At 69.8% G+C, this 19,095-nt stretch carries 21 protein-coding genes; 11 read left to right on the top strand and 10 right to left on the bottom strand.

Going from position 1 to position 19,095, the window contains the following annotated elements; translation table 11 throughout:
* The first annotated feature begins 20 nt into the window (after positions 1-20).
* Both UK23_RS16790 and UK23_RS16785 read left to right on the top strand, forming a co-directional pair.
* The gene (locus UK23_RS16790) at positions 21-848 is read left to right on the top strand and encodes a sugar phosphate isomerase/epimerase family protein (protein ID WP_196777769.1); all 828 of its coding nucleotides are present in this window, start codon (positions 21-23) and stop codon (positions 846-848) included.
* A 7-nt stretch (positions 849-855) separates the two neighbouring features.
* Positions 856-1,110: a Smr/MutS family protein gene (locus UK23_RS16785; protein WP_045312472.1), complete on the top strand. Its 255-nt coding sequence runs from the start codon at positions 856-858 to the stop codon at positions 1,108-1,110.
* A 6-nt stretch (positions 1,111-1,116) separates the two neighbouring features.
* Here UK23_RS16785 and UK23_RS16780 read toward each other — a convergent pair whose 3' ends face one another.
* Both UK23_RS16780 and UK23_RS16775 read right to left on the bottom strand, forming a co-directional pair.
* The gene (locus tag UK23_RS16780; RefSeq protein WP_045312471.1) at positions 1,117-1,878 is read right to left on the bottom strand and encodes an MHYT domain-containing protein; all 762 of its coding nucleotides are present in this window, start codon (positions 1,876-1,878) and stop codon (positions 1,117-1,119) included.
* 235 nt (positions 1,879-2,113) lie between these two features.
* Entirely contained in the window at positions 2,114-2,665 is a 552-nt protein-coding gene (locus UK23_RS16775; RefSeq protein WP_052684728.1) for a DivIVA domain-containing protein, read from the bottom strand.
* A 90-nt stretch (positions 2,666-2,755) separates the two neighbouring features.
* Here UK23_RS16775 and UK23_RS16770 point away from each other — a divergent pair, with 90 nt between their 5' ends.
* From UK23_RS16770 to UK23_RS52695, 4 genes are all read left to right on the top strand, one after another.
* Complete coding sequence (locus tag UK23_RS16770) at positions 2,756-3,127, top strand: YchJ family protein (protein ID WP_045312470.1); 372 nt, start codon at positions 2,756-2,758, stop codon at positions 3,125-3,127.
* Positions 3,124-3,792, top strand: a complete 669-nt coding sequence (locus UK23_RS16765; protein ID WP_052684727.1) for a hypothetical protein — start codon at positions 3,124-3,126, stop codon at positions 3,790-3,792. The genes UK23_RS16770 and UK23_RS16765 overlap by 4 nt, the downstream gene beginning before the upstream one ends.
* A gap of 191 nt (positions 3,793-3,983) precedes the next feature.
* A complete protein-coding gene (locus UK23_RS52700; RefSeq protein ID WP_052684726.1) occupies positions 3,984-6,365 on the top strand; it encodes a hypothetical protein in 2,382 nt (793 codons plus the stop codon).
* Positions 6,362-7,228 (top strand): carboxylesterase family protein, encoded by an 867-nt coding sequence (locus UK23_RS52695; RefSeq protein ID WP_052684725.1) that lies wholly within the window; start codon positions 6,362-6,364, stop codon positions 7,226-7,228. The genes UK23_RS52700 and UK23_RS52695 overlap by 4 nt, the downstream gene beginning before the upstream one ends.
* Here the strand turns inward: UK23_RS52695 and UK23_RS16750 are convergent.
* The gene (locus UK23_RS16750; RefSeq protein ID WP_045312468.1) at positions 7,212-8,210 is read right to left on the bottom strand and encodes a GDSL-type esterase/lipase family protein; all 999 of its coding nucleotides are present in this window, start codon (positions 8,208-8,210) and stop codon (positions 7,212-7,214) included. The two genes, UK23_RS52695 and UK23_RS16750, sit on opposite strands and share 17 nt — an antisense overlap.
* Before the next feature lie 81 nt (positions 8,211-8,291).
* Between UK23_RS16750 and UK23_RS16745 the strand changes: the two genes are divergently transcribed.
* A complete protein-coding gene (locus UK23_RS16745; protein WP_231114528.1) occupies positions 8,292-9,254 on the top strand; it encodes a GlxA family transcriptional regulator in 963 nt (320 codons plus the stop codon).
* On the top strand, positions 9,254-9,874 hold the full coding sequence (locus UK23_RS16740) for a DJ-1/PfpI family protein (protein WP_045312467.1): 621 nt from the start codon (positions 9,254-9,256) through the stop codon (positions 9,872-9,874). The genes UK23_RS16745 and UK23_RS16740 overlap by 1 nt, the downstream gene beginning before the upstream one ends.
* On the opposite strand, the gene UK23_RS16735 is transcribed toward UK23_RS16740, so the two are convergent.
* Positions 9,860-10,504 carry a response regulator gene (locus UK23_RS16735; RefSeq protein WP_045312466.1) on the bottom strand — a complete coding sequence of 215 codons (645 nt, stop codon included), beginning with the start codon at positions 10,502-10,504 and terminating at the stop codon, positions 9,860-9,862. The two genes, UK23_RS16740 and UK23_RS16735, sit on opposite strands and share 15 nt — an antisense overlap.
* Positions 10,501-11,550 carry a sensor histidine kinase gene (locus tag UK23_RS16730; RefSeq protein WP_196777767.1) on the bottom strand — a complete coding sequence of 350 codons (1,050 nt, stop codon included), beginning with the start codon at positions 11,548-11,550 and terminating at the stop codon, positions 10,501-10,503. Before UK23_RS16730 ends, UK23_RS16735 begins: the two co-directional genes overlap by 4 nt.
* Before the next feature lie 99 nt (positions 11,551-11,649).
* Here UK23_RS16730 and UK23_RS16725 point away from each other — a divergent pair, with 99 nt between their 5' ends.
* Complete coding sequence (locus UK23_RS16725) at positions 11,650-12,510, top strand: ABC transporter ATP-binding protein (protein ID WP_045312464.1); 861 nt, start codon at positions 11,650-11,652, stop codon at positions 12,508-12,510.
* On the top strand, positions 12,510-13,325 hold the full coding sequence (locus UK23_RS16720) for an ABC transporter permease subunit (RefSeq protein ID WP_045312463.1): 816 nt from the start codon (positions 12,510-12,512) through the stop codon (positions 13,323-13,325). Before UK23_RS16725 ends, UK23_RS16720 begins: the two co-directional genes overlap by 1 nt.
* 350 nt (positions 13,326-13,675) lie before the next feature.
* Here UK23_RS16720 and UK23_RS16715 read toward each other — a convergent pair whose 3' ends face one another.
* From UK23_RS16715 to UK23_RS16700, 4 genes are read right to left on the bottom strand one after another with little or no spacing between them, the layout of a single operon-like run.
* Positions 13,676-14,734 (bottom strand): molybdopterin-dependent oxidoreductase, encoded by a 1,059-nt coding sequence (locus UK23_RS16715; protein ID WP_045312462.1) that lies wholly within the window; start codon positions 14,732-14,734, stop codon positions 13,676-13,678.
* On the bottom strand, positions 14,731-15,330 hold the full coding sequence (locus UK23_RS16710; RefSeq protein ID WP_045312461.1) for a class I SAM-dependent methyltransferase: 600 nt from the start codon (positions 15,328-15,330) through the stop codon (positions 14,731-14,733). Before UK23_RS16710 ends, UK23_RS16715 begins: the two co-directional genes overlap by 4 nt.
* Positions 15,327-15,998 (bottom strand): TIGR04282 family arsenosugar biosynthesis glycosyltransferase, encoded by a 672-nt coding sequence (locus UK23_RS16705; RefSeq protein ID WP_045312460.1) that lies wholly within the window; start codon positions 15,996-15,998, stop codon positions 15,327-15,329. The genes UK23_RS16710 and UK23_RS16705 overlap by 4 nt, the downstream gene beginning before the upstream one ends.
* The gene (locus tag UK23_RS16700; protein ID WP_045312459.1) at positions 15,995-16,633 is read right to left on the bottom strand and encodes a glycosyltransferase family 2 protein; all 639 of its coding nucleotides are present in this window, start codon (positions 16,631-16,633) and stop codon (positions 15,995-15,997) included. Before UK23_RS16700 ends, UK23_RS16705 begins: the two co-directional genes overlap by 4 nt.
* 121 nt (positions 16,634-16,754) lie before the next feature.
* Between UK23_RS16700 and UK23_RS16695 the strand changes: the two genes are divergently transcribed.
* A complete protein-coding gene (locus UK23_RS16695; protein ID WP_231114527.1) occupies positions 16,755-17,948 on the top strand; it encodes a hypothetical protein in 1,194 nt (397 codons plus the stop codon).
* Here UK23_RS16695 and UK23_RS16690 read toward each other — a convergent pair.
* Positions 17,935-18,975, bottom strand: coding sequence for an NAD-dependent epimerase/dehydratase family protein (locus UK23_RS16690; protein ID WP_045312458.1), 1,041 nt, complete (start codon positions 18,973-18,975; stop codon positions 17,935-17,937). The genes UK23_RS16695 and UK23_RS16690 overlap by 14 nt on opposite strands.
* Positions 18,976-19,095: the final 120 nt, after the last annotated feature.

Genomic DNA, 19,095 nt, shown 5'->3' with positions numbered 1-19,095 from the left:
CCGATCGTTACGTTCGGATCATGGTGGTGAGCCGTCGTTCCGTGCTGATGTCGCCCGCGCTGATGGTTCTCCCGTCGCACAGGACACCCGCGCCGATCGCGTTGCAGATGTGGTCGCTGCACGAGCAGGCCGAGAAGGACCTGCTGGGGGTGCTGGGCAAGGTCGCGGAGATCGGTTACGTCGCGATCGAGAGCTACGAGCTGTACGGGAACTCGCCGAAGGTCGTGAGGGCCCGCCTGAACGCGCTCGGGCTCGGGTTGTGCAGCTCGCACGCGCCGTTCCCGTCGGGTGCTGACGCGACCGAGATCCTCGACCAGCAGGCGGAACTGGGCGCGCGGACGCTGGTGTGGAGCCTGGAGCCGGAGGAGTTCGACTCGGTCGACGCGATCAGGCGCGGGGCGGAGCGGATCAACCAGGCGGTGGTGAACGCCGCCCGGTACGGCATGCGGATCGGGTATCACAACCACTTCGCGGAGTTCCGCAAGGTGTTCCACGGGCGCAAGGCCTACGATATCCTGTTGCGCGAGCTGGATCCGCGGGTCGTCCTCGAGCTCGACACGTACTGGGCGAAGGTCGGCGGGGTCGATCCCGCCGAGGTGGCCGCGTCGCTCGGCAGGCGGCTGGAGTACATCCACATCAAGGACGGGCCCGCGAAGGGCATGGACGACTACATGGTCCCGTACGGCACGGGCGTGATCGACGTGCCCGGTGTCGTGCGCGCCAACCCGGCGGTGAAGTGGAACATCGTCGAGATGGACCGCTCGCACCACGACATGTTCTGGCTGCTGCGCGACTGCTACGACTACCTCGTGAGCCGAGGCCTGGCCACCGGGCGGCGCGAAATATGATCCCGGGGTGCCGGACAAGCTGACCGTTGATCTGCACCCGGTCTTCCGCAGTGACCAGGACATCGCGCTGGCAGTCCGCAACGCGCTGTTCCGGGCCGCGGCGCAGCGGGTGCCGCTGGTCGAGATCATCACCGGCAAGGGGTCCGGCAAGCTCAGGAGCCGGGTGCTGGCGATGTTGAAGCAGCCGCACGTCAAGAAGCTGTACCGGCGGGTGGAGACGGCGCCCGGCAACGACGGGATGGTGCTGGTGCACCTGCGTTGAACCCGGTCAGTTCTGGGTCCGGCGCATCACGCGGTCGAGCAGTTCGGCGTCCTCGCGCCCTTCCTCGTCCGACGACGTGAGGGCGAGCAGGAACACGATGATCACGCTGAAGCCGGCGCCGCCGACGATCAGCGACATGATCAGGTCCTCGGAGTTGTCCGTGACGACCGAGGCGCGCTGGCTGATCACGACGTTCATGGCGTGCATGCCGGTGTAGTGCATGCCGGTGACGGCGAGGCCCATGACCAGGGAGGCGCCGAGAACCGCGAGCGGGCCGCTGACCTCCCTGGTGAACCAGAGGGCCGCGGTCGCGGCGACGACGGCGATCGCGATGGAGAGCACGACGACGGCGGTGTCGTAGCTGATCTCGGCGTTGATCTCGATCGCCGACATGCCGGTGTAGTGCATCGCGGCCACCCCGAGCCCGGTGACCACTCCGCCGGCCGCGAGGGGCCAGAAGCGGTCGTCGTTGCTGCGGCGCAGCGCCAGCAGCAGGCCGATGCCGACGACCACGATGGCGACGATCATGCTCAGCAGCGTGACGGGGATGTCGTAGGCGACGTTCGCGCCCATCCACGTGCCGAGCATCGCGGTGAAGTGCATGCCCCAGATGCCGAGACCCCCGATCGACACCGCCGCCACCGCGAGCCACCACTTGCGCGAGGCTCCGACCGCGTTGCGGGCGCGCTCGCTCGACAGCAGGCCGAGTGCCGAACCGAGGCAGGCGACCAGGTAGGCGATGATCGGTGTTGAACTCCCCATGTCCATGCGCGAAATGGAAACATTTCACGCCAATGGACCGCAATAGCCTTCGCGGGGGAATAGGGGGATTTAATAGGTGAAGCCGGGCGGAGGTTCTTCGGATATCTCCGCCCGGCTTTCGAAAATGGGTTCAAACGACCTTTTGCGGGCTCGATAACGCCCAGATCCGTGTTGCCGAGCCTGGCGAACGCCGGCGTGCTGAGGTCGAGGCAGGTGCGTGTGCACGACGGGTGCATGTTCTTCAGTCGATTCTTGCGCCGTGCACCTTCGCCTCGGCGATAATGCGCTCCGCCTCGTCGATGGCGACATTTCGCAATTCTGCCAGGGCTCGCATGGCTTCTGCCCGGCGTGCCGACATGGCGAGCCGGAAGTCCTCGCGAATCTCCTCGCGCTTGGCCGCGGCCTCCTGGTCCAGATTGCGGGCGCGCTGTTCTGCCTCGCCGACGATCATCAGTGCTTTCAGCTGCGCGTCCCTGATGACTTCCCGGCGTTCTTCCTCGGCCAGCGCGACCATGCGGGCGAGCCGTTCCGGCAGGCCCTTCGGGTCGATGGGGGTGAGGCAGATGCGGTGCAGGCCGTCCTGCAGCCCCGCGTTCTCCTCCTGAACGGACATCAACCTGCTGGCCAGGGCGTCGGCCCTGGCTTCTGACGCGTCCCGGTCGGCGGTGACCAGGCGAAGCTCGGCCTCCAGCTCGGCGACGTAGTCGTCCACCTCGTCGCGGTCGTAGCCGCGCCACCGCAGCCCGAACCACGTGCGCAGCGGTACGAGCTCTGTCCTGCTCTCGACACTCACTTGCCGTCTCCTCTGCCTCCCGCGAGTCAGTCTTGACAAGGGGTACGTATGAGGTGCGGCATCGGTTCTAACGGGTTCACCAGGCACAATGTGGACGTGAACAACAAACTGTGCCCCTGCGGCACCGGTCAGTCCTATGTGGACTGTTGCGGTGCGCTGCACTCCGGGGCCCGCACCGCGGCCACCGCCGAGCAGCTGATGCGGTCGCGCTACAGCGCTTTCGCCGTGTCCGATGAGGACTACCTGCTGCGCACGTGGGCCGCGAAACACCGCCCCGCGAGCGCCGGGATCGACGCGACCGACCGCTGGTTGAAGCTCGAAATTCTGTCAACGGAAAACGGCGGACTGCTGCAGAACGAGGGCGTCGTCGAGTTCCGCGCGCACTACGTCGGCGGTGTCGTGCACGAGCGGAGCCGGTTCGTCCGGGAGAACGGCCAGTGGGTCTACGCGGAGGCGCTGTGAAGGTCGAGAGCAGGTTCAACGGGCCGCCCGGGATGGGCAACGGCGGTTACTCCGCAGGTCTGCTGGCCGCGCACGTCGACGCGCGGACGGTCAGTGTCCGTTTGCGCAAGCCCGTGCCGCTCGACCGCGAGATGGAGGTCCGCGGCGGCGACCTGCTCGACGGCGACACCGTGATCGCGTCCGCCGAGCCCGCCGCGCTCGACCTCGAAGTTCCCGCCGTGCCGACGCTCGACGAGGCCCGCAAGGCCGCCGCGAAGGTGCCGTGGCGCGAGAAGCACCCGTTCCCGACGTGTTTCGGGTGCGGTCCAGGTCGTGAGGACGGCATCGCCGCGCTGCTCGGCCCGCTGGACGGGCGACCTGAGTGGGCCGGCGTGTGGCGGCCGAGCGACCTGCTGCCCAACGACGGTGTGCACGTGCTGCCGGAGATCGTCTGGGCGGCGCTGGACTGCCCGTCGGCGCAGCCAGTGGCCCCTGACGGCGGTCCGGCGTTCGTGCTGGGCACTTTTGTCGCCCAAGTGGAGCAGCCGGTGGAACTGGGCGTGGACCACGTGCTCATCGCGTGGGAACTTGGCCGGGACGGACGCAAGGCTTACTCGGCGTCAGCCATCATCGGGCCTCACGGAGTGTGCGGACGAGCGCGCGCCGTGTGGGTCTCGATCGGATGAGATCAAATAACCCGACTGGGTGACGGGTGTGCGCTGCGTCTTGGTAGCGTGCACGACCGTTGCCCGATTAAGCCGAAAGGGCGAGTGAACGGGATGGCACGGAGGTGATCAGGCGCTTGATGGGCCGACGTGCCGCCGCCCATGGCGACCAAAAGACACAGACCCAGGCGTCCGTAGCGCACAACCCGGCTATGAACACGGATCTGTACCCCGTCGAGCAGCCCCCGGCAGCAGCGCCGCCGCCGGAGCCCTTGCCGCAGAGGACGCCCTTCGCGGCGAACTTCGTCGGCGCGACGCTCGTTGTATCCGCACCGGAAGGGCCCAGCCAGGCCGCGTCCGGCCTCGCCCGCACCCTGCCGGTCGACCGAGGCCGCACCGTGGTCGTGGTCGACTTCCCGAGCGGCGACCAGAGCACTTTCTGGCCGCACGTCGTGACCGCGCTCGGCGGCCGCGGGCCAATCAGGCTCGCGGTGTCGCACGCGGGCACCATGCGGCCTACCGCACCGGCGCAGTGGCTCGCCGAGCAGCTGCAGTCCGAGGTCGTGGCGCCGGACGGCGTGCTGACCACCGTGCCCGGCGCGGCGTTCGTCGTCGGCACCCAGGGCTACGGCAGCTGGGTGCGGTTCCAGCCGAACGCGTCGCCGATGCCGTTCGGCCGCCGGTTCCCGGTGCCGCAGTGGGAGGCGATGGACCCGAACTCGCCGTGGCCGACGGGCGAGATCGGCATCTCGGAGCCCATTCCGGCCGGTCTGTGGCTGCGTGCTCAGCAGCCGCCGTTCGACCCGGCCGCACAGGACGCGCGCCCGATCGTGGCGCTGCCGTGCCGTGACAACGTGCTGACCGTCGTGGTCGGCGGGCCCGGTCAGTCGGCGATCCCGACCGACGAGGTGTGCCGGCTGCTGACCGCGCTGCCCCAGGCGGCTCGCTCGCGCGTGCGGCTCGTCCCGTACGGCATCGACACCGCGCTCGGACGCCTGGTCGCGGACCAGCTCGGCGAGCCGATCGCGATGTTCACCGGTCTGCCGGTCGGCAACCTGCGCTCGGGCGGACCCGCGGTGGTCGCGGTCGACCCGCGCGGGCAGCAGACGTGGCGGCCGTTCGTGACCGAGGTGATGTGCTCGCCGCACGAGCCGGTGCCGGTCGTGTCCGGGTACCGCGCGCCGGTGCAGGGACTGACCGAGGTCGAGCCCGGCGTGTTCTCCCTCGGCGACGGCGTTGTGCTCGAGGTCGTGCCGTCCGGTCTGTGGGTGCGTGAGCACGACGAGCCGTACAACGCGGCCGACGTGCGTTCTCAGCCCGTTGACCCGGAGTGGGCGCGTCTGACCGTGGGCACGCCGGGGCGCACCACGCCCGGTGCGGTCGCGGTGCACGGTGCCGCTCTCGTGGAACGCCTTGAGCCCGAGGTCCGGAAGCTGCTGCGGGTCGTGTTCTGCGACGCCAAGGTGTCGCCACCACCGCCACCGCCGCCTCCCACCGCGCCTGTCGCGCAGCACGCCGCGCCCGCGCACGCCGTGGCCGAGGCCCCTCAGCCCACGTTCGGCACGCAGAACAACGCCTCGACGATCGGGGCCGCGCTGGGTGCTGCCGCCCAGGCGTTGTCGAACCGCGACTCGCCGGGCAACGGCACGGGCCTCTTCGCCGCGAACATCCCGGCCGAGCCCGAGCCCGCCTACGTGCAGCTGCCGCCGTCCGAGACCGCGACCGTCTCGGTGTCGGCCCAGGTCGTGGCCGATGCCGAAGAGGCAGCGTTCCCGTCGGACGACCCGGACGCGGCCGCTGTCCGGTTCCGGGTCGACGGTCCGCTGCCGAGCCAGCCGCTGGCGTCGTGGGAGCTCCCGGCCCAGAGCAACGGTGAGCGCGAGACGGTGCTGCCGGACCACAACAGCTCGGATCTGGAGCGTGACGCCGTCCGGCGCGCTCTGGGCGAGCGTTACGGCGTGCACGCGGCGACCGTGTGCAGGCTGCTGGCTCAGCGCCCGGACGCCGAGGAGGATCCGGCCGCGTTCGAGGCCATGGTCACCGACCTGACGGCGCTGCTGGCGTGCGTGTCGCAGGACGAGGACATGGTCGTCGAAACGCTGCGCATGGGCCGGCTCGGCCGCCTGCGCCCGTACGTCGCGTGCATCGTGTCAGGCCTGAACCGCCTGCCGCTGCACACCGGCGTGGCGGTGGTGTGGGGGCAGAGCGGCCCGACCGGTCCGCGTCGCTACCGCAGCGGCGACGTGCTGGTGGAGCACGGTCTGCTCGACGCCATCGCGAACCCGGCGCAGCGCGTCGAGGGCGCCACCGAGTACCTGCTGTGGTCGGTCACCGGCCGCCGGGTCGAGGTGGCGGACCGCGTCGCCGTGGCCACCGAGGAACGTGTGGTCTTCCCGCCCGGCACGGCTTTCCGCGTGCTGGCGGTCGCCGACGCCGAGGGTGATCACCCGCAGCAGGTGCTGATGCAGGAGATCGCCGGCGCCGCGGCGGACCAGGAGATCGCCTCGATGCGTCCGAGTGTTCTCTCGCAGCTCGAACGGGCGGCGGCGAACCTGCGGGTGCTGCCGTCGGTCCCGGTTCCGGTGGAGGCTTGAGCCCCCACCTGGGCATCCGTTACGCCGAACCCGCGGTCGGCTCGCTGCGCCTCCACCCACCGGTGGACTGCGACGGCGAGCCGGCCGGCGCGTTCGGGGACCCGCACACCTTGAACGTGTGGTCCACAGTGGACGCTGACGCGCCGGTGTTGTTGTGGGTGCACGGTGGTGCGAACACCGTTGGCTCGTCCTCGCAACCCGAGTACGCGGGCGATGTGCTGGCCTCGCACGGGGTGGTGTTCGTCAGCTGCAACTACCGGCTCGCGGTCGACGGATACGGTGCACTGGAAGGGTTTCCGCACAATCGCGGGCTGCTGGACGTCGTGTCGGCGTTGAGGTGGGTTCAGCGGAACATCGTGCGCTACGGCGGGGATCCGGGCAACGTCACGGTGGCCGGGCAGTCGTCGGGTGCGCAGACCGTGGCGTCGCTGATGGTGATGCCTTCCGCGAAAGGCTTGTTCCACAAGGCGATCGCGCACAGCCTGGCCGGGCGGTTCTTCACGCCTGACGAAGCTGTCGCGGTGCAACGGGCTGCTGAGCCGGATGTCGTGCTGTACCAGCCGATCGTGGATGGCTGGACGCTGCCGCGGTCGCCGTTGGAAGGGCCGTACGACGTGGATCTGCTGGTGTGCCACACGGCCGACGAGGACGCTGACCTGTTCCAGCGGCCCACTGCGCGGCTCGCGGACGAGCACGGGCGGGCATTCCGGTCGATCTACGCCGGGCCGCCCGCGCATCACGGCGCGGACGTGCCGTCGATGTTCCGCGGTGACATCGCCGCGGCGTGGGCTTCCTTCGCCCGCAACGGTGATCCGGGCTGGCCGCTCGCGGAGGTGCGGCGCTGGGTCAGCCCTCGGTCGTGAGGCCCAGCGCGCCGTCGAGCCTGGGCAGGCACGTGCCGTCGCGCTTGTCGGTCGCCAGGAACTCGGTGAGGCAGCGGCCGATCTGCTCGTGCCCGAGAGCGTTGGGGTGGAAGGACTCCTGCAACGCGTGCGGTGCGCGCTTCTCGTTCTTCAGGCCTTCCCAGTCGACCGTCAGGCGCGTGAACCACTCGTTCTGCGGCTTGCTCACGCACGCCTCGTGGCCCTCGCCGGCGCGCGAGAGGTCCAGGAACCGCGCGTTGACCTTCTGCGCGGCCGTGCGCAGGCCGTTCGACAGCTCCGGCACCGCCTCGTCGACGACCCACTCCAGGTCGGAGGTGCGCAACGGGCAGCCGGACAGGTTCTGCAGCGAGCGCGGCATCTTCGGCGAGACCGGCGCCGCGTAGGACTGGACGACCAGCTGGTAGCCGGCGTCGGGGTAGCCGGAGTCGCGCATGGTCTGGCGGATGGCGTTGAGCGTGTTCTCGACCTTGGGGACCATCCGCCGCACGCGCTTCGACCACTCCGCCGCCACCGATGACGTGCAGTCGTTGCGCTTGCCCCATGCCTCGAAGCACTTGTTGAGGACCTCGGCGAAGTGCGGGTCGTCGTTCGCGCCGATGGCCACGACGATCGCGGTGACCCGGTCCGACCCGGCGATCTTGCGCAGCTGCGGCAGCTGGTCGTTGCGCAGCTTGTCGGAGTTCGCGCCCGAGCACGCCAGGTTGATCTTCCGGTCGGCCTGGATCTGGGCCTTCATGATCGACGCCGCGGCCGACCGGTGGCACCAGTTGCCGCCGTCCTCGCCGTTGGTGCCGGGCTCGTAGTTTCCCGCGCCCTCACCGGACATCGTGCTGTCGCCGAGGGCCACGACCGCGGTCCTGGACTCGCGATCGGGGTCGGAGGGCGGCGGGAACGGGTGGTCGCTCACGATCAGCAGGATCGCGAGCAAACCGATCACCGCGAGGGGCAGGACTCGTCGCATCGCGCGCAATCCTACCGAGCTGGCCGAATGCGAGGCAGATATGGCGTTGCCGCCACTACCGCTGATGAGGAAAGTGGAGGTGTGGGGAATCTGAGGGAAATAGTCGTGGTCGGTTACGACCGCACGGCGCTGCTGGACCTGGCGGGACCGATCGAGGTGTTCCAGGCAGCGAACTACGGGGGCGACCGGTACCGGGTCACGCTGGCCACACTCGGGGGTGGCCCGTTCACCGCGACGGCGGGGGTGCGGATCGAGGCGGGGGCGGACCTGCGCACGCTCGACCGCGAGATCGACACGCTGCTGGTCGTCGGCGGCTGGGGGTACGACGAGGCCGCGTCGGACGCGGTGCTCACGACCAACCTGCGGCGGCTCGCCCTGAAGTCGCGGCGGGTCGCCGGGGTCTGCACAGGGGCCGTGGTGCTGGCCGGCGCCGGGTTGCTCGAAGGGCGGCGGGCGACCACGCACTGGGCGTTCACCGGTGAACTGGAGAACCGCGGTGTCGAGGTCGAGCCGGACGCGATCTTCGTGTGCGACGGCCAGGTGTCCACGTCGGCCGGCGTGACGGCGGGCATCGACCTCGCGCTGGCCATGGTCGAGCAGGACCACGGTCCTGGCCTGGCCCGCAAGATCGCGCAGTACCTGGTCGTCTTCCTGCAGCGTTCGGGCGGCCAGTCGCAGTTCAGCGTGCACACCCGCTCCCGGCCGGTGTCGGACGACTCGCTGCGGGCGCTGCTCGACGACATCCACGCGGACCCGACCCGCGAGTGGACCGTCCCGGTGATGGCCCGCAAGGCGATGATGAGCGTGCGGCACTTCGCCCGCGTCTTCTCCCGCAGCGTGGGCGTCTCGCCAGCTGTCTACGTCGAACGAGCCCGCGTCGAGGCCGCAGCCGACCGGCTGGCTTCGAGCGGTGACTCGCTCGACCTCGTCGCCCGCCAGTCGGGTTTCGGCTCGGCCGAGACCCTGCGACGGGCCTTCCTGCGCGTGCTCGGCGTGTCGCCGGGCAGTTACCGCGCCCGTTTCCGGACCACTGGGGTTGCCTGATGGAAGCCACGTTCGTGCTCTACCCGAACATGACCGCTCTCGACTTCGTGGGCCCGTTCGAGGTCCTCGGCTCGGTCCCGGTCGTGACCGCGCGGTTCGTGGCCGCGTCGCTGGAGCCGGTGAAGTCGGACAACGGGCTGGTCGTCGTCCCGACCGACACGTTCTCCGCTGTGAAGTCGACCGACATCATCGTCGTGCCTGGCTCCGGGCACTGGCGGGAGCTGCTGAAGGACTCCGGCGGCGTCGTCGAGTGGCTGCGGGAGGTGCACCCGACGACGAAGTGGACGACCTCGGTGTGCACCGGCTCGACGCTGCTGGCCGAGGCCGGACTGGTCTCGAAGGCCACCACGCACTGGGCCGCGCGTTCGGATTTGTCGGACCGTGGCGTGGAGGTGTCCGAGGACCGGGTCGTGTTCGACGGCAAGGTGGTGACGGGCGCGGGCGTGTCGGCGGGCATCGACATGGCGTTGCGGCTGGTGGAGGCCGAGTTCGGCGAGATGGTGGCGCAGGCGGTCCAGGTGGGCATCGAGTACGACCCGCAGCCGCCGCGTTCCTACGACTCGATCCCGCCGGAGGTCGCCGCCGGGCTCAAGGCCGCGTTCGAGTCACGTCAGGCCTGACTGGACCGCGAACACGACGAGCTGGGCGCGGTCGCGTGCGCCCAGCTTCACCATCGCCCGCGACACGTGCGTGCGCACCGTCGCGGGCGAGATCACCAGCACCGCCGCGATCTCGTCGTTGGACGCGCCGGACGCGACGTGCCGCATGATCTCCCGCTCGCGCTCTGTCAGCTTGTCGAGGTGCGGCACGGGCCGGGCGGAGGCGCCGGACGCGAACCGGTCGATCACGCGCCGCGTCACAGACGGGGACAACAAAGACCCGCCGTCGGCGACCACGTGGACGGCGCGCAGCAGGTCGGTCGGGTCGGAGTCCTTCACCAGGAAGCCGGACGCGCCGGTCCTGAGCGCCTCGAACACGTACTCGTCGAGGTCGAACGTCGTGAGCATGACGATGCGAACGTCGGCGCACGCAGCGTCGGCCGAGACACGGCGCAGGACTTCGAGGCCGTCCATCAGGGGCATGCGGATGTCGAGGAACACCACGTCCGGCTTGACCGACTGGATCAGCGAGAGGGCTTCGCGGCCGTCGGCGGCCTCGCCGGCGAACTGGACGCCGTCCTCGGTCTCGATCAGGGTCCGCAGGCCCATCCGGACCAGGGGCTGGTCGTCGGCCACCACCACGCGAATCATGAGGGCAACGGTATCCGGGCGGTGACCTGGAAACCGTGCGATGTGGATACTTCGAGCGTGCCGTCGAGAGCCGAGGCACGTGAGCGCATGCCGGTGATGCCGTGGCCTTCCACGAACGCGGCGGGCGTTCCGGTGTCGGCGACCTCGACGATCAGCGAACCACGCACCGGGTACACGCGGACGGACGCGGTGACACCGGGGGAGGAGTGGCGCAGGACGTTGGTCAGGGATTCCTGCACGATCCGGTAGACGGCCATCTGGTAGTTGTCGGGCAGCTCCGGCGCGTCCACCTCGACCGAGACCTCGAGGCCCGCCTCGCGCATCCGGGATGCCAGAGCGGGGATGTCGTCCAGAGAAATCGTTGGGCGCAAAGGAGCTGAGCCGCGCAGGGTGTCCAGTTCGGACCGCAGGCCGTCCAACGCCTCTTTGGACGTGTCGCGGATCGCCTCCAGTGAGGCGCGGGCCTTCGCGGGATCCTTGTCCAGCACGTACAACGCCACACCCGCCTGCATCGCGATCACCGACAACCCGTGGCCGACGACGTCGTGGACTTCCTGCGCGAGCCGCAACCTCTCGGAAACAACGGCGTGCTCGCGAGCGTCCACAGCGGACCGGCGGCGCAGCTTCATCAGCACGCCTGCCGCGGCGGGCAGCAGGATCCAGCCCGCGGACCAGGTGATCCACGAGGTGATCGAGTCGTTCCACCACGGCAGGATCGCCAGCGCGTACAGCAGGGCGCACCCGGCGGCCAGCTCGATGGACGAGTACGTGGCCACGGCGTACATCGCCGCGACGCCGCTGATCAGGATCGGCCCGAACGGGTAGCCCGAGGCCAGGTACACGGCGATGGAGACGGTGGTGAGGCCGAACGTCCACAGCGGACGGACCGAGCGGAACAGCAGGCCTGCCGCTGCGAGAGTGATGAGCAGGTAGGCGAGGACGTCGAGGTCGTGAGCACCCTGCAGGCGTGCGGCGAACCGCGTGCCCACGAGGCCGAAGAACAACAGCGCCGCGGTCAGCGCGATGTCCTGCCATTTGATCCGCATGATGCTGACGATACGACCGGGCGCGTACGCAGATGTGCGTATCTTCATGACGCTCCGGAGCTGACGACCCGCAGTGCTTCCAGGCCGAAGCTAGTACCCATGATCGTGACGACGGAGAAGCTGACGAAGCGCTACGGCGACCGCGCCGTGGTGGACGAGGTCAGTCTGTCCGTGCGGCGGGGCGAGGTCTACGGGTTCCTCGGTCCCAACGGCGCGGGCAAGACGACCACGATCCGCATGCTGCTGGGGCTCGTGAGGCCGAGCAGCGGGACCGCGAGCGTGCTCGGTGAGGCGCCGGGCACCCCCAAGGCGTTGCTGAAGGTCGGGTCGCTGATCGAGGGACCCGGCTTCTACCCCTACCTGTCCGGCCGCGACAACCTGCGGGTGCACGCGCACCGCCGCGGCGTGGCCAGGACGCACGTCGAAGCCGTGCTGGAGCAGGTCGACCTCGTGAGTGCCGCGAACGAGAAGTTCCGCCGGTACTCGCTCGGCATGAAGCAACGGCTCGGCGTCGCCGCGGCCCTGCTCGGCCAGCCCGAGCTGCTGATCCTGGACGAACCGACCAACGGCCTCGACCCGGCCGGCATGGCCGACATGCGCGACCTGGTGCGCGCACTCGCCGCCCAGGGACAGACCGTGCTGCTGTCGAGCCACCTGCTCGGCGAGGTCGAGGAGATCTGCGACCGGGTCGGCGTGATCTCGAACGGCAGGCTCGTCGCCGAGAGCACGGTCGAGCAGCTGCGCGGCGACACCGTGCTGCTGATCAAGGCAGACCCGATCGAGAAGGCGCACGTGCTGATCGAGGGCAGCGAACTGCGCGGTGACGTGCTGCACGTCCGGGAAACCGATCCCGGCGCGCTGATCAGGACCCTCGTCCACGCCGACGTGGACGTGCAGGAGGTCCGGCCGCTGCGCCGGACGTTGGAAGAGGTCTTCTTCGAGATGACGGGAGTGGCGTGATGGGCAGCGTCAAGGCGGAGCTGCTTCGCCTGTGGAAGTGGCCGGCGACGTGGGTGCTGATCGGTGTCTGGCTGGTGATGACGCTGACGTTCGGCTACGTGTTCAACTACCTTGCCCTCAACGGTGGCACCAACACCCGCGGCCAGTCCCAGCAGCAGCTGATCAGCGCGATGCAGCCGGAGAACGTGGGCGCGGCCGTCGTGCGCGGCCTGCCGATGTTCGGTGGGGCGATCATCCTGGTGCTCGCCGCGTTGGCCATCGGCTCCGGCTACGGCTGGGGCACCTGGAAGACCACGCTCACGGCTGGTCCGCGCCGGGTGTCGGCGATGGCGGGCACGTTGGGTGCTCTCGGGATCATCGTGGTGCTCCTGGTGGCGCTGACGTTCGTGGTGAACCTCGGCGCGTCGATCACGGTGGCGTCGCTGGAGGGCTGGGACTGGAGCCTGCCCGGCGTCGACGTGTGGAAACCGATCGTGGCGTCACTGCTGATCGCCGCGATGTGGACGGGGTTCGGCGTGTTCCTCGGCGTGATCACCAAGGGGCCCGCGCTGGCCGTCGGTCTCGGGCTGATGTGGGCGATCGTCACCGAGAACCTGTTGCGCGGCGTCGGTTCCCTGCTCGGGCCGGTCGAGTCCCTGACCAAGGTCCTGCCCGGTGGTTCCGCGGGCAACCTGGCCGGTGCGGTCGGCGGATCCGGTGCTCCCGGCGTGCTGAACGACCTGAGCGGCACGACGGCGGCCCTGTTCCTCGTCGGCTACATCGTGGTTTTCGTCGGCACGGCGACGCTTCTGAAGGTGCGCCGCGACCTCGTATAGGGCCACGGCGGCCCAGACCAGGCCCAGCGCGACCGCGACTCCGGTGGGGTAGTCGCGGTCGTGCAGTCCTGGGTTCACCGATCCGCTGTGCTCCCGCCACAGCAACGGGAACGCGAGAATCATCAGCACCCCGGAGACGACCAGCCCGATGCCGATCGACGGCCGTCTGATCACGAAGCCGGACGCTCCGACCAGCGGTGCGATCAGGAAGTCGTGCAGGACAACGCCTCCGCCGAGCCAGATCAGCAGGTTGACGGTGATCTGGGGGAGCAGCAGCCAGGCGCCCCACAGGCCCAGGCCCACGCCCGCGGCGCCCAGGACGACCCTCGCGCCTCCCGCGACACGAGTGCTCATGCCAGCACCTCCAACGACGTGACCCACTTCGTCTGCAGCACACCCGGCCGGTTCGGCGCGATGAGCCGGCACGGATACCCGTGGTCCGGGCTGAGGTCCTCGCCGTCGAGCTCGAGCGCGAGCAACGTCAACGGGTCCTGCGCGAACGCCTCCGGCAACATGGTCTCCCGGTACAGCCCCTCCTGCTCCAGCGACTTGACCCTGATGTCGCCCTTGCCGACCAGGTCGGCGACCCGGACACCGGTCCAGGTCGCGTTCTGGCTCCAGCCCTCGACGCACGCGATCGGCAGCTCGACGGTGGTCTGCGGCATGGCCTGGAGCTCTCGCAACGAGTAGCTCTTCGCGCCGACCTGCAGCCGCCAGTCCGGTGGCACCACGATCTTCGCGTCCTTCGCCGTCCGGTTCACCGGCAGCTCACCCGGTGACCGCCACGCCAGTACCGAGATGTTGCGCAGGAACGGCACCGTGACACCTGCCGTCGCGACGACCGCGACACTGGTGGTGAGGGCGGTCGTGCGCAGGAAAGCCCTGCGGGACAACAGGGTCTGCTCGGTCGATGCCGGTTCGAGCGTGCGCCGGACGACCGGGATCTTCACCGCGATGTGGACGAGCAGCGCCCCGATCGCGACGTACGCCACCGCGTAGTGGGCGGTGGGGAAGTAGAACGACCACGGGTAGTTCTGCGCGGCGTTGAACAGCCCGGTGACCAGCTCGAAGAACGATGCCGCTATCAGCACGAAGATCGAGCCGCGTTCGAGGGCGTGCGGGACGTTCCTGATCAGTGGCCGCTCGAACAGCTTCGGGTAGACGCTCCACAACTTGGCCAGCAGCAACGGGATCGACGCCACCCCGGAGATCACGTGGATCCCCTGCGTGACCCGGTACAGGTCGACCGGGCGGGTCGGCCACGGCCAGTCGTGCTGCACGCCGTGGCTGAGCAGCCCGGTGACGAAGCACAGCCCGAACGTGATGCCGAGCCACGTCCCGACCCGGCTGGTCACGCCCGTGTGGTGCGCGGGTGCCTTGAAGACCGGCAGCTTCCCGAGAAGTTTCACAGCTTCTCCCAACACGCGAAGAACCGCCCGGCGCTTTCCTTCTGCCACAGCAGGAAGAACCCGTCGGCGGGCACCGACTCGGCGTCGCTCCACGCCCACGGGAACCAGGCGCCGAGCGTGCCTTCCGTGCGCACTCGTGCCTGGCCGACCGTCAGCCCGGAGCCGGGCCGCTCTACCTCGGCGACAACAGTTCCGCTGGGCTTGAGCAGTTCCCTCATGCGCTGGAACAGCACGGCCGGGTTGCCGCCGATGCCGATGTTGCCGTCGGCGAGCAGCACGTGGTGCCAGCGCCCTTCGCCGGGTAGCAGGTCGAAGACGTCGCGGCGGATCGCGATGCCGCCGCGTGCGGTGGTGCGCCGGATCGCTTCCGGCGACACGTCGACGCCGAGCGCCTGGACGCCGCGGGCCAGCAGCGCGGCCACGAGACGGCCGGGGCCGCAGCCGATGTCGAGGGTGGGGCCGGTGCAGACGTCGAGGAGCACGGAGTCGCCGTCGTCGGCATCGGCCTGCCAGCGGTCGACGGAGAGCTTGCGCGGGGTCGTGCCGGCGAAGTCGAGCCAGCTCGCGTGACCTCGGAGTGCCTGGTCGAACATCATCGGGTCACCGCCGTGCCCACCGTCGAAGCGCCCGCGAGCCGGCTGGTGGTGATCGTCGCCAGGGTCGCGGCGAACTTCCCTCGCGGCGCCTGGGCGGCCACCGCGCGGGCGTCCACCATCGTGTCCACATCGGACAGAATGGGCAGCTGGTGCACCTTCAGCCCCTGCAACGCCTCGAAGGTCCGCAATCCCGTGTCCGCCTGCGACATCGGCACATCACGCAACACCGAGGCGCGCAACGGATCCTGCAACCCCAGCGCCCACCAGCCGCCGTCCAGGGCGAACCCGAGCGCCGCCTCCTCGAACGATGCGCACGACTCCAGCAGCGCGGGCGTCACCTGCGGCGTGTCCATGCCGATCTGCAGCACCGGCATCCCGAACCGCGCGATGTCGGCGTGCGCGTGCACCAGCCGTTCGGCGAACGATGAGCCACGCTGCGGTATCACCACGCACTCCGCGAGCGCGTCCCGCACGTCCTCGCGCCGCACGGCCCCCGCCAGGGCCACCACGGGCACCGCGCCCGGCGTGGCCAGCGCGGCCTCCAGCGTGTCGAGCAACGACGACGCCGCCACGTCGGCGGCCTCCTCGTGTGACAAAGGCGGGCACAGCCGGGTCTTCACCTGGCCCGGCACCGGCGACTTGGCCATGATCAGCAGGCAGAACCTCATCGCAGCACCCCCGCCATGTCCCGCGCCGCCCGCAAGGTGCCGCGCACCGAGCCCGACACCTTGGAGCGCGTCCCCGCCGCCCGTGGCCCGTAGGTCACGTCGACCTCGCGCACGCGCCAGCCCGAAGCGGCCGCACGCACCAGCAGTTCCAGCGGATAGCCGAACGCCCGGTCCCGCACGTCCAGCGCCAGCAGCGCTTCCCGCCGGCACACCCGCAACGGCGCGATGTCGTGCACGTCCAGGCCTCGGCGCCGCAGCAGCCCCGAAATCACCGCGTTGCCCGCCCGCGCGTGCCACGGCCACACGCCAGAAGACACCGGCACCCGGCGGCCCACCACCAGGTCGGCGGAGGCCAGCAGCGCGGCCATCGCGGGCAGTTCGGCCAGGTCCAGCGAGCCGTCGGCATCGGCGAAGGCCACGAACTCGGAGGTGGCCGCGAGCAGACCCGTGTGCACGGCGGCGCCGTAACCGCGACGAATCTCGTGCACGACAAGAGCACCAAGCGAAGCGGCAACCTCGGGCGAGCCGTCGGACGAGCCGTTGTCGACGACGATCGCGCGGTAGCCGGGTGGCAGGGAGGCGAGGACCGCGGGCAGTGCGGCGGCCTCGTCCAGGCAGGGCAACACGACATCCATGTGTCCACCCTGGACCATCGGAAAGTGTTGTGGTGCTTACAGAATTGTGACGCACCAAAGAGTTCTTACGATTGTCTTGCGTGGTCGGCGAGCACCCACGACACCCCCTAGGTTGGGCGCGGTGCGTCTAGTCATCGCGGGCCTGCTCGTCGCGGCCGCCGTCATCGCCGGATTCGTTCTCAACGCAAAGTACCCCGGCCTCACCTTCGCGTCCGCCGCGCCGATCTTCGGCGAGTGGGATCTGCACGTCGGGCCCGGCACACCGGCGGCGGTCCTCATCGCGTTCCTGGTCGTCGCCAAGGGACCCGAGCTGGCGCGGCACCGGTTCGCGTTGCCGATCGCGTACGTGACGGCGGTGGCGTGGACGTTCTCGCTGGCGATGATCGACGGGTGGGAGCGGTTCGTCACCAGGCTCACCACCTATCACGAGTACCTGCACGAGGTACCGGGCATCACCGACGTGCCGGCGATGCTCAGGACGTTCACCTCCCGCATCCTCGACTACCAGCCCGACTCGTGGACCACGCACACCTCCGCCCACCCGCCGGGCGCGACGCTCACGTTCGTCGCGCTGGACCGCGTCGGCCTCGGGGGAGGGACGGTCGCGTCGATCTTCTGCGTCCTGGTCGGCGCGCTGGCCGTGGTCGCGGTTCCGAAAGCCATCGGGGACAACGCGGTGCTGCCGTTCCTGGTGCTGTTCCCCGGCGCGGTGTGGGTCGGGGCGTCGGCGGACGGCATGTTCATGGGTGTTGCCGCCGTCGGGATCTACCTGCTCACCAGGTGGCCGCTGCTGGGCGGCGTCGTGCTGGGCTGGAGCCTGTTCCTGTCCTACGGACTGGTGCTGCTCGTCCCGCTCGCGCTCGTCGCGGTGTGGCAGCGAGGAGAGCTCGGCGTCACCGGCCGCCGGATCGCTTTGGCGGTCGCCGGCGCGGCCGCAGTGGTGGGAGCGTTCGCCGCACTGGGTTTCTGGTGGTACGAGGGCTACGAGCTGGTGAAAGTCCGCTACTACCAGGGCGTCGGCACGCCCAGGCCGTACTGGTACTGGGTGTGGGCCAACCTGGCGGCGCTCGTGCTCGTCATCGGGCCCGCCGGGGTCTCGGGCTTGCGCAAGGACAAGTGGATCATCGCGGCCGGCCTCGCGATCCTGGCCGCCGATCTGTCCGGCCTCAGCAAGGCCGAGACCGAACGGATCTGGCTGCCGTTCGCGATCTGGCTGCTCGCCGGCACCGCGAAGCTCGACCACAAGAAGAGGTGGCTCATCGCCCAGGCCGTCACGGCCCTGGCGGTGAACCACCTCATCCTCACGGAGTGGTGACCGGCTCCCGCTGCGAGGCGAAAGCGAACTCCCGCACACCGTCCGAGAACCCGACCTTGGCCTCGAAACCCAGCACGTCCAACGCCTTCGCGGGCGACGCGACGACGTGCCGCACATCGCCAGGCCGCGCCCCGCCCACGATCGACGGCGTCGGCCCGTCGCACGCTTCGGCCAGCGCGAAGGCCAGTTCACCGATCGTGTGCGGAGATCCGGAGCACACGTTCACGGCCTCGAAACCCGGCCGCGGCGAGGACAGCGCGAGGAAGTTCGCCCGCGCCACATCGGTGACGTGCACGAAGTCCCTGCGCTGCCTGCCGTCCTCCATCACACGCGGCGCGACACCGTTCTGCAGAGCCGACCGGAAGATCGACGCCACGCCCGCGTACGGGGTGTCGCGCGGCATCCGCGGGCCGTAGACGTTGTGGTACCGCAACGCCCACACGCTCCCGCCGGTCTGCCGTGCCCACGCGGATGCCAGGTGCTCCTGAGCCAACTTGGTGGCCGCATAGGTGCTCCGCGGATCCAGAGGCGCATCTTCAGGCACCAGTTCGGGCACGAGGAAGTCGCCGCAGAAGCACCGCGGCTCGTACAGGCCCCTCTCCAGGTCGGCGGCGGCACGCTCGGCCCGCACGACGCCGTGCGACAGACACCGGTAGCGCCCCTCGCCGTACACGACCATCGACGACGCCAGCACCAGCCGCGACACCCCGGCCCGGTACATCTCGGCCAGCAGCACCGCCGTGCCGAGATCGTTGTGCCGCGCGTAGGACGGCGCGTCGAACGGATCGACACCGTGCCCGACCATCGCGGCCTGATGGCACACCACGTCCACAGTGGACAACAACGGTCGCAGCACGTCTGGTGAGGTCACGTCGCCGACGACCAGCTCGTGGCCGAGCGACGGAACCGAGCCGTGCGCCTCGGGCAGCAACGCGTCGAGCAGCACGCAGTCGTGGCCCTGGGCGGACAGCTCGTCCGCGACGTGCGACCCGATGAACCCGGCCCCGCCGGTGATCAGTACTCGCATGCCCCGACCGTAGGACCGCGGGGCACCCGCGGCCCTCCTGAGGCCGATGACGTCAGAACTCCGTAATCACTGAGCCGGCTTGCCTCAAGTCGTGTCCATGGCGCCGGCTCTGTTGGCGTC

The organism is Lentzea aerocolonigenes (genome assembly GCF_000955955.1).
In the GTDB taxonomy this organism is placed as follows: Bacteria; Actinomycetota; Actinomycetes; order Mycobacteriales; family Pseudonocardiaceae; genus Lentzea; species Lentzea aerocolonigenes_A.
This window is presented reverse-complemented; position numbering and strand designations above follow the sequence as displayed.

What these genes read in the sequence shown, in the direction of transcription:
- UK23_RS16790 (WP_196777769.1), top strand. Translation starts at nt 21, where the DNA reads ATGGTGGTGAGCCGTCGTTCCGTGCTGATGTCGCCCGCGCTGATGGTT.
- UK23_RS16780 (WP_045312471.1), bottom strand. Translation starts at nt 1,878, where the DNA reads ATGGACATGGGGAGTTCAACACCGATCATCGCCTACCTGGTCGCCTGC.
- UK23_RS52700 (WP_052684726.1), top strand. Translation starts at nt 3,984, where the DNA reads ATGAACACGGATCTGTACCCCGTCGAGCAGCCCCCGGCAGCAGCGCCG.
- UK23_RS16750 (WP_045312468.1), bottom strand. Translation starts at nt 8,210, where the DNA reads ATGCGACGAGTCCTGCCCCTCGCGGTGATCGGTTTGCTCGCGATCCTG.
- UK23_RS16740 (WP_045312467.1), top strand. Translation starts at nt 9,254, where the DNA reads ATGGAAGCCACGTTCGTGCTCTACCCGAACATGACCGCTCTCGACTTC.
- UK23_RS16735 (WP_045312466.1), bottom strand. Translation starts at nt 10,504, where the DNA reads ATGATTCGCGTGGTGGTGGCCGACGACCAGCCCCTGGTCCGGATGGGC.
- UK23_RS16730 (WP_196777767.1), bottom strand. Translation starts at nt 11,550, where the DNA reads ATGCGGATCAAATGGCAGGACATCGCGCTGACCGCGGCGCTGTTGTTC.
- UK23_RS16725 (WP_045312464.1), top strand. Translation starts at nt 11,650, where the DNA reads ATGATCGTGACGACGGAGAAGCTGACGAAGCGCTACGGCGACCGCGCC.
- UK23_RS16720 (WP_045312463.1), top strand. Translation starts at nt 12,510, where the DNA reads ATGGGCAGCGTCAAGGCGGAGCTGCTTCGCCTGTGGAAGTGGCCGGCG.
- UK23_RS16710 (WP_045312461.1), bottom strand. Translation starts at nt 15,330, where the DNA reads ATGATGTTCGACCAGGCACTCCGAGGTCACGCGAGCTGGCTCGACTTC.
- UK23_RS16705 (WP_045312460.1), bottom strand. Translation starts at nt 15,998, where the DNA reads ATGAGGTTCTGCCTGCTGATCATGGCCAAGTCGCCGGTGCCGGGCCAG.
- UK23_RS16700 (WP_045312459.1), bottom strand. Translation starts at nt 16,633, where the DNA reads ATGGATGTCGTGTTGCCCTGCCTGGACGAGGCCGCCGCACTGCCCGCG.
- UK23_RS16690 (WP_045312458.1), bottom strand. Translation starts at nt 18,975, where the DNA reads ATGCGAGTACTGATCACCGGCGGGGCCGGGTTCATCGGGTCGCACGTC.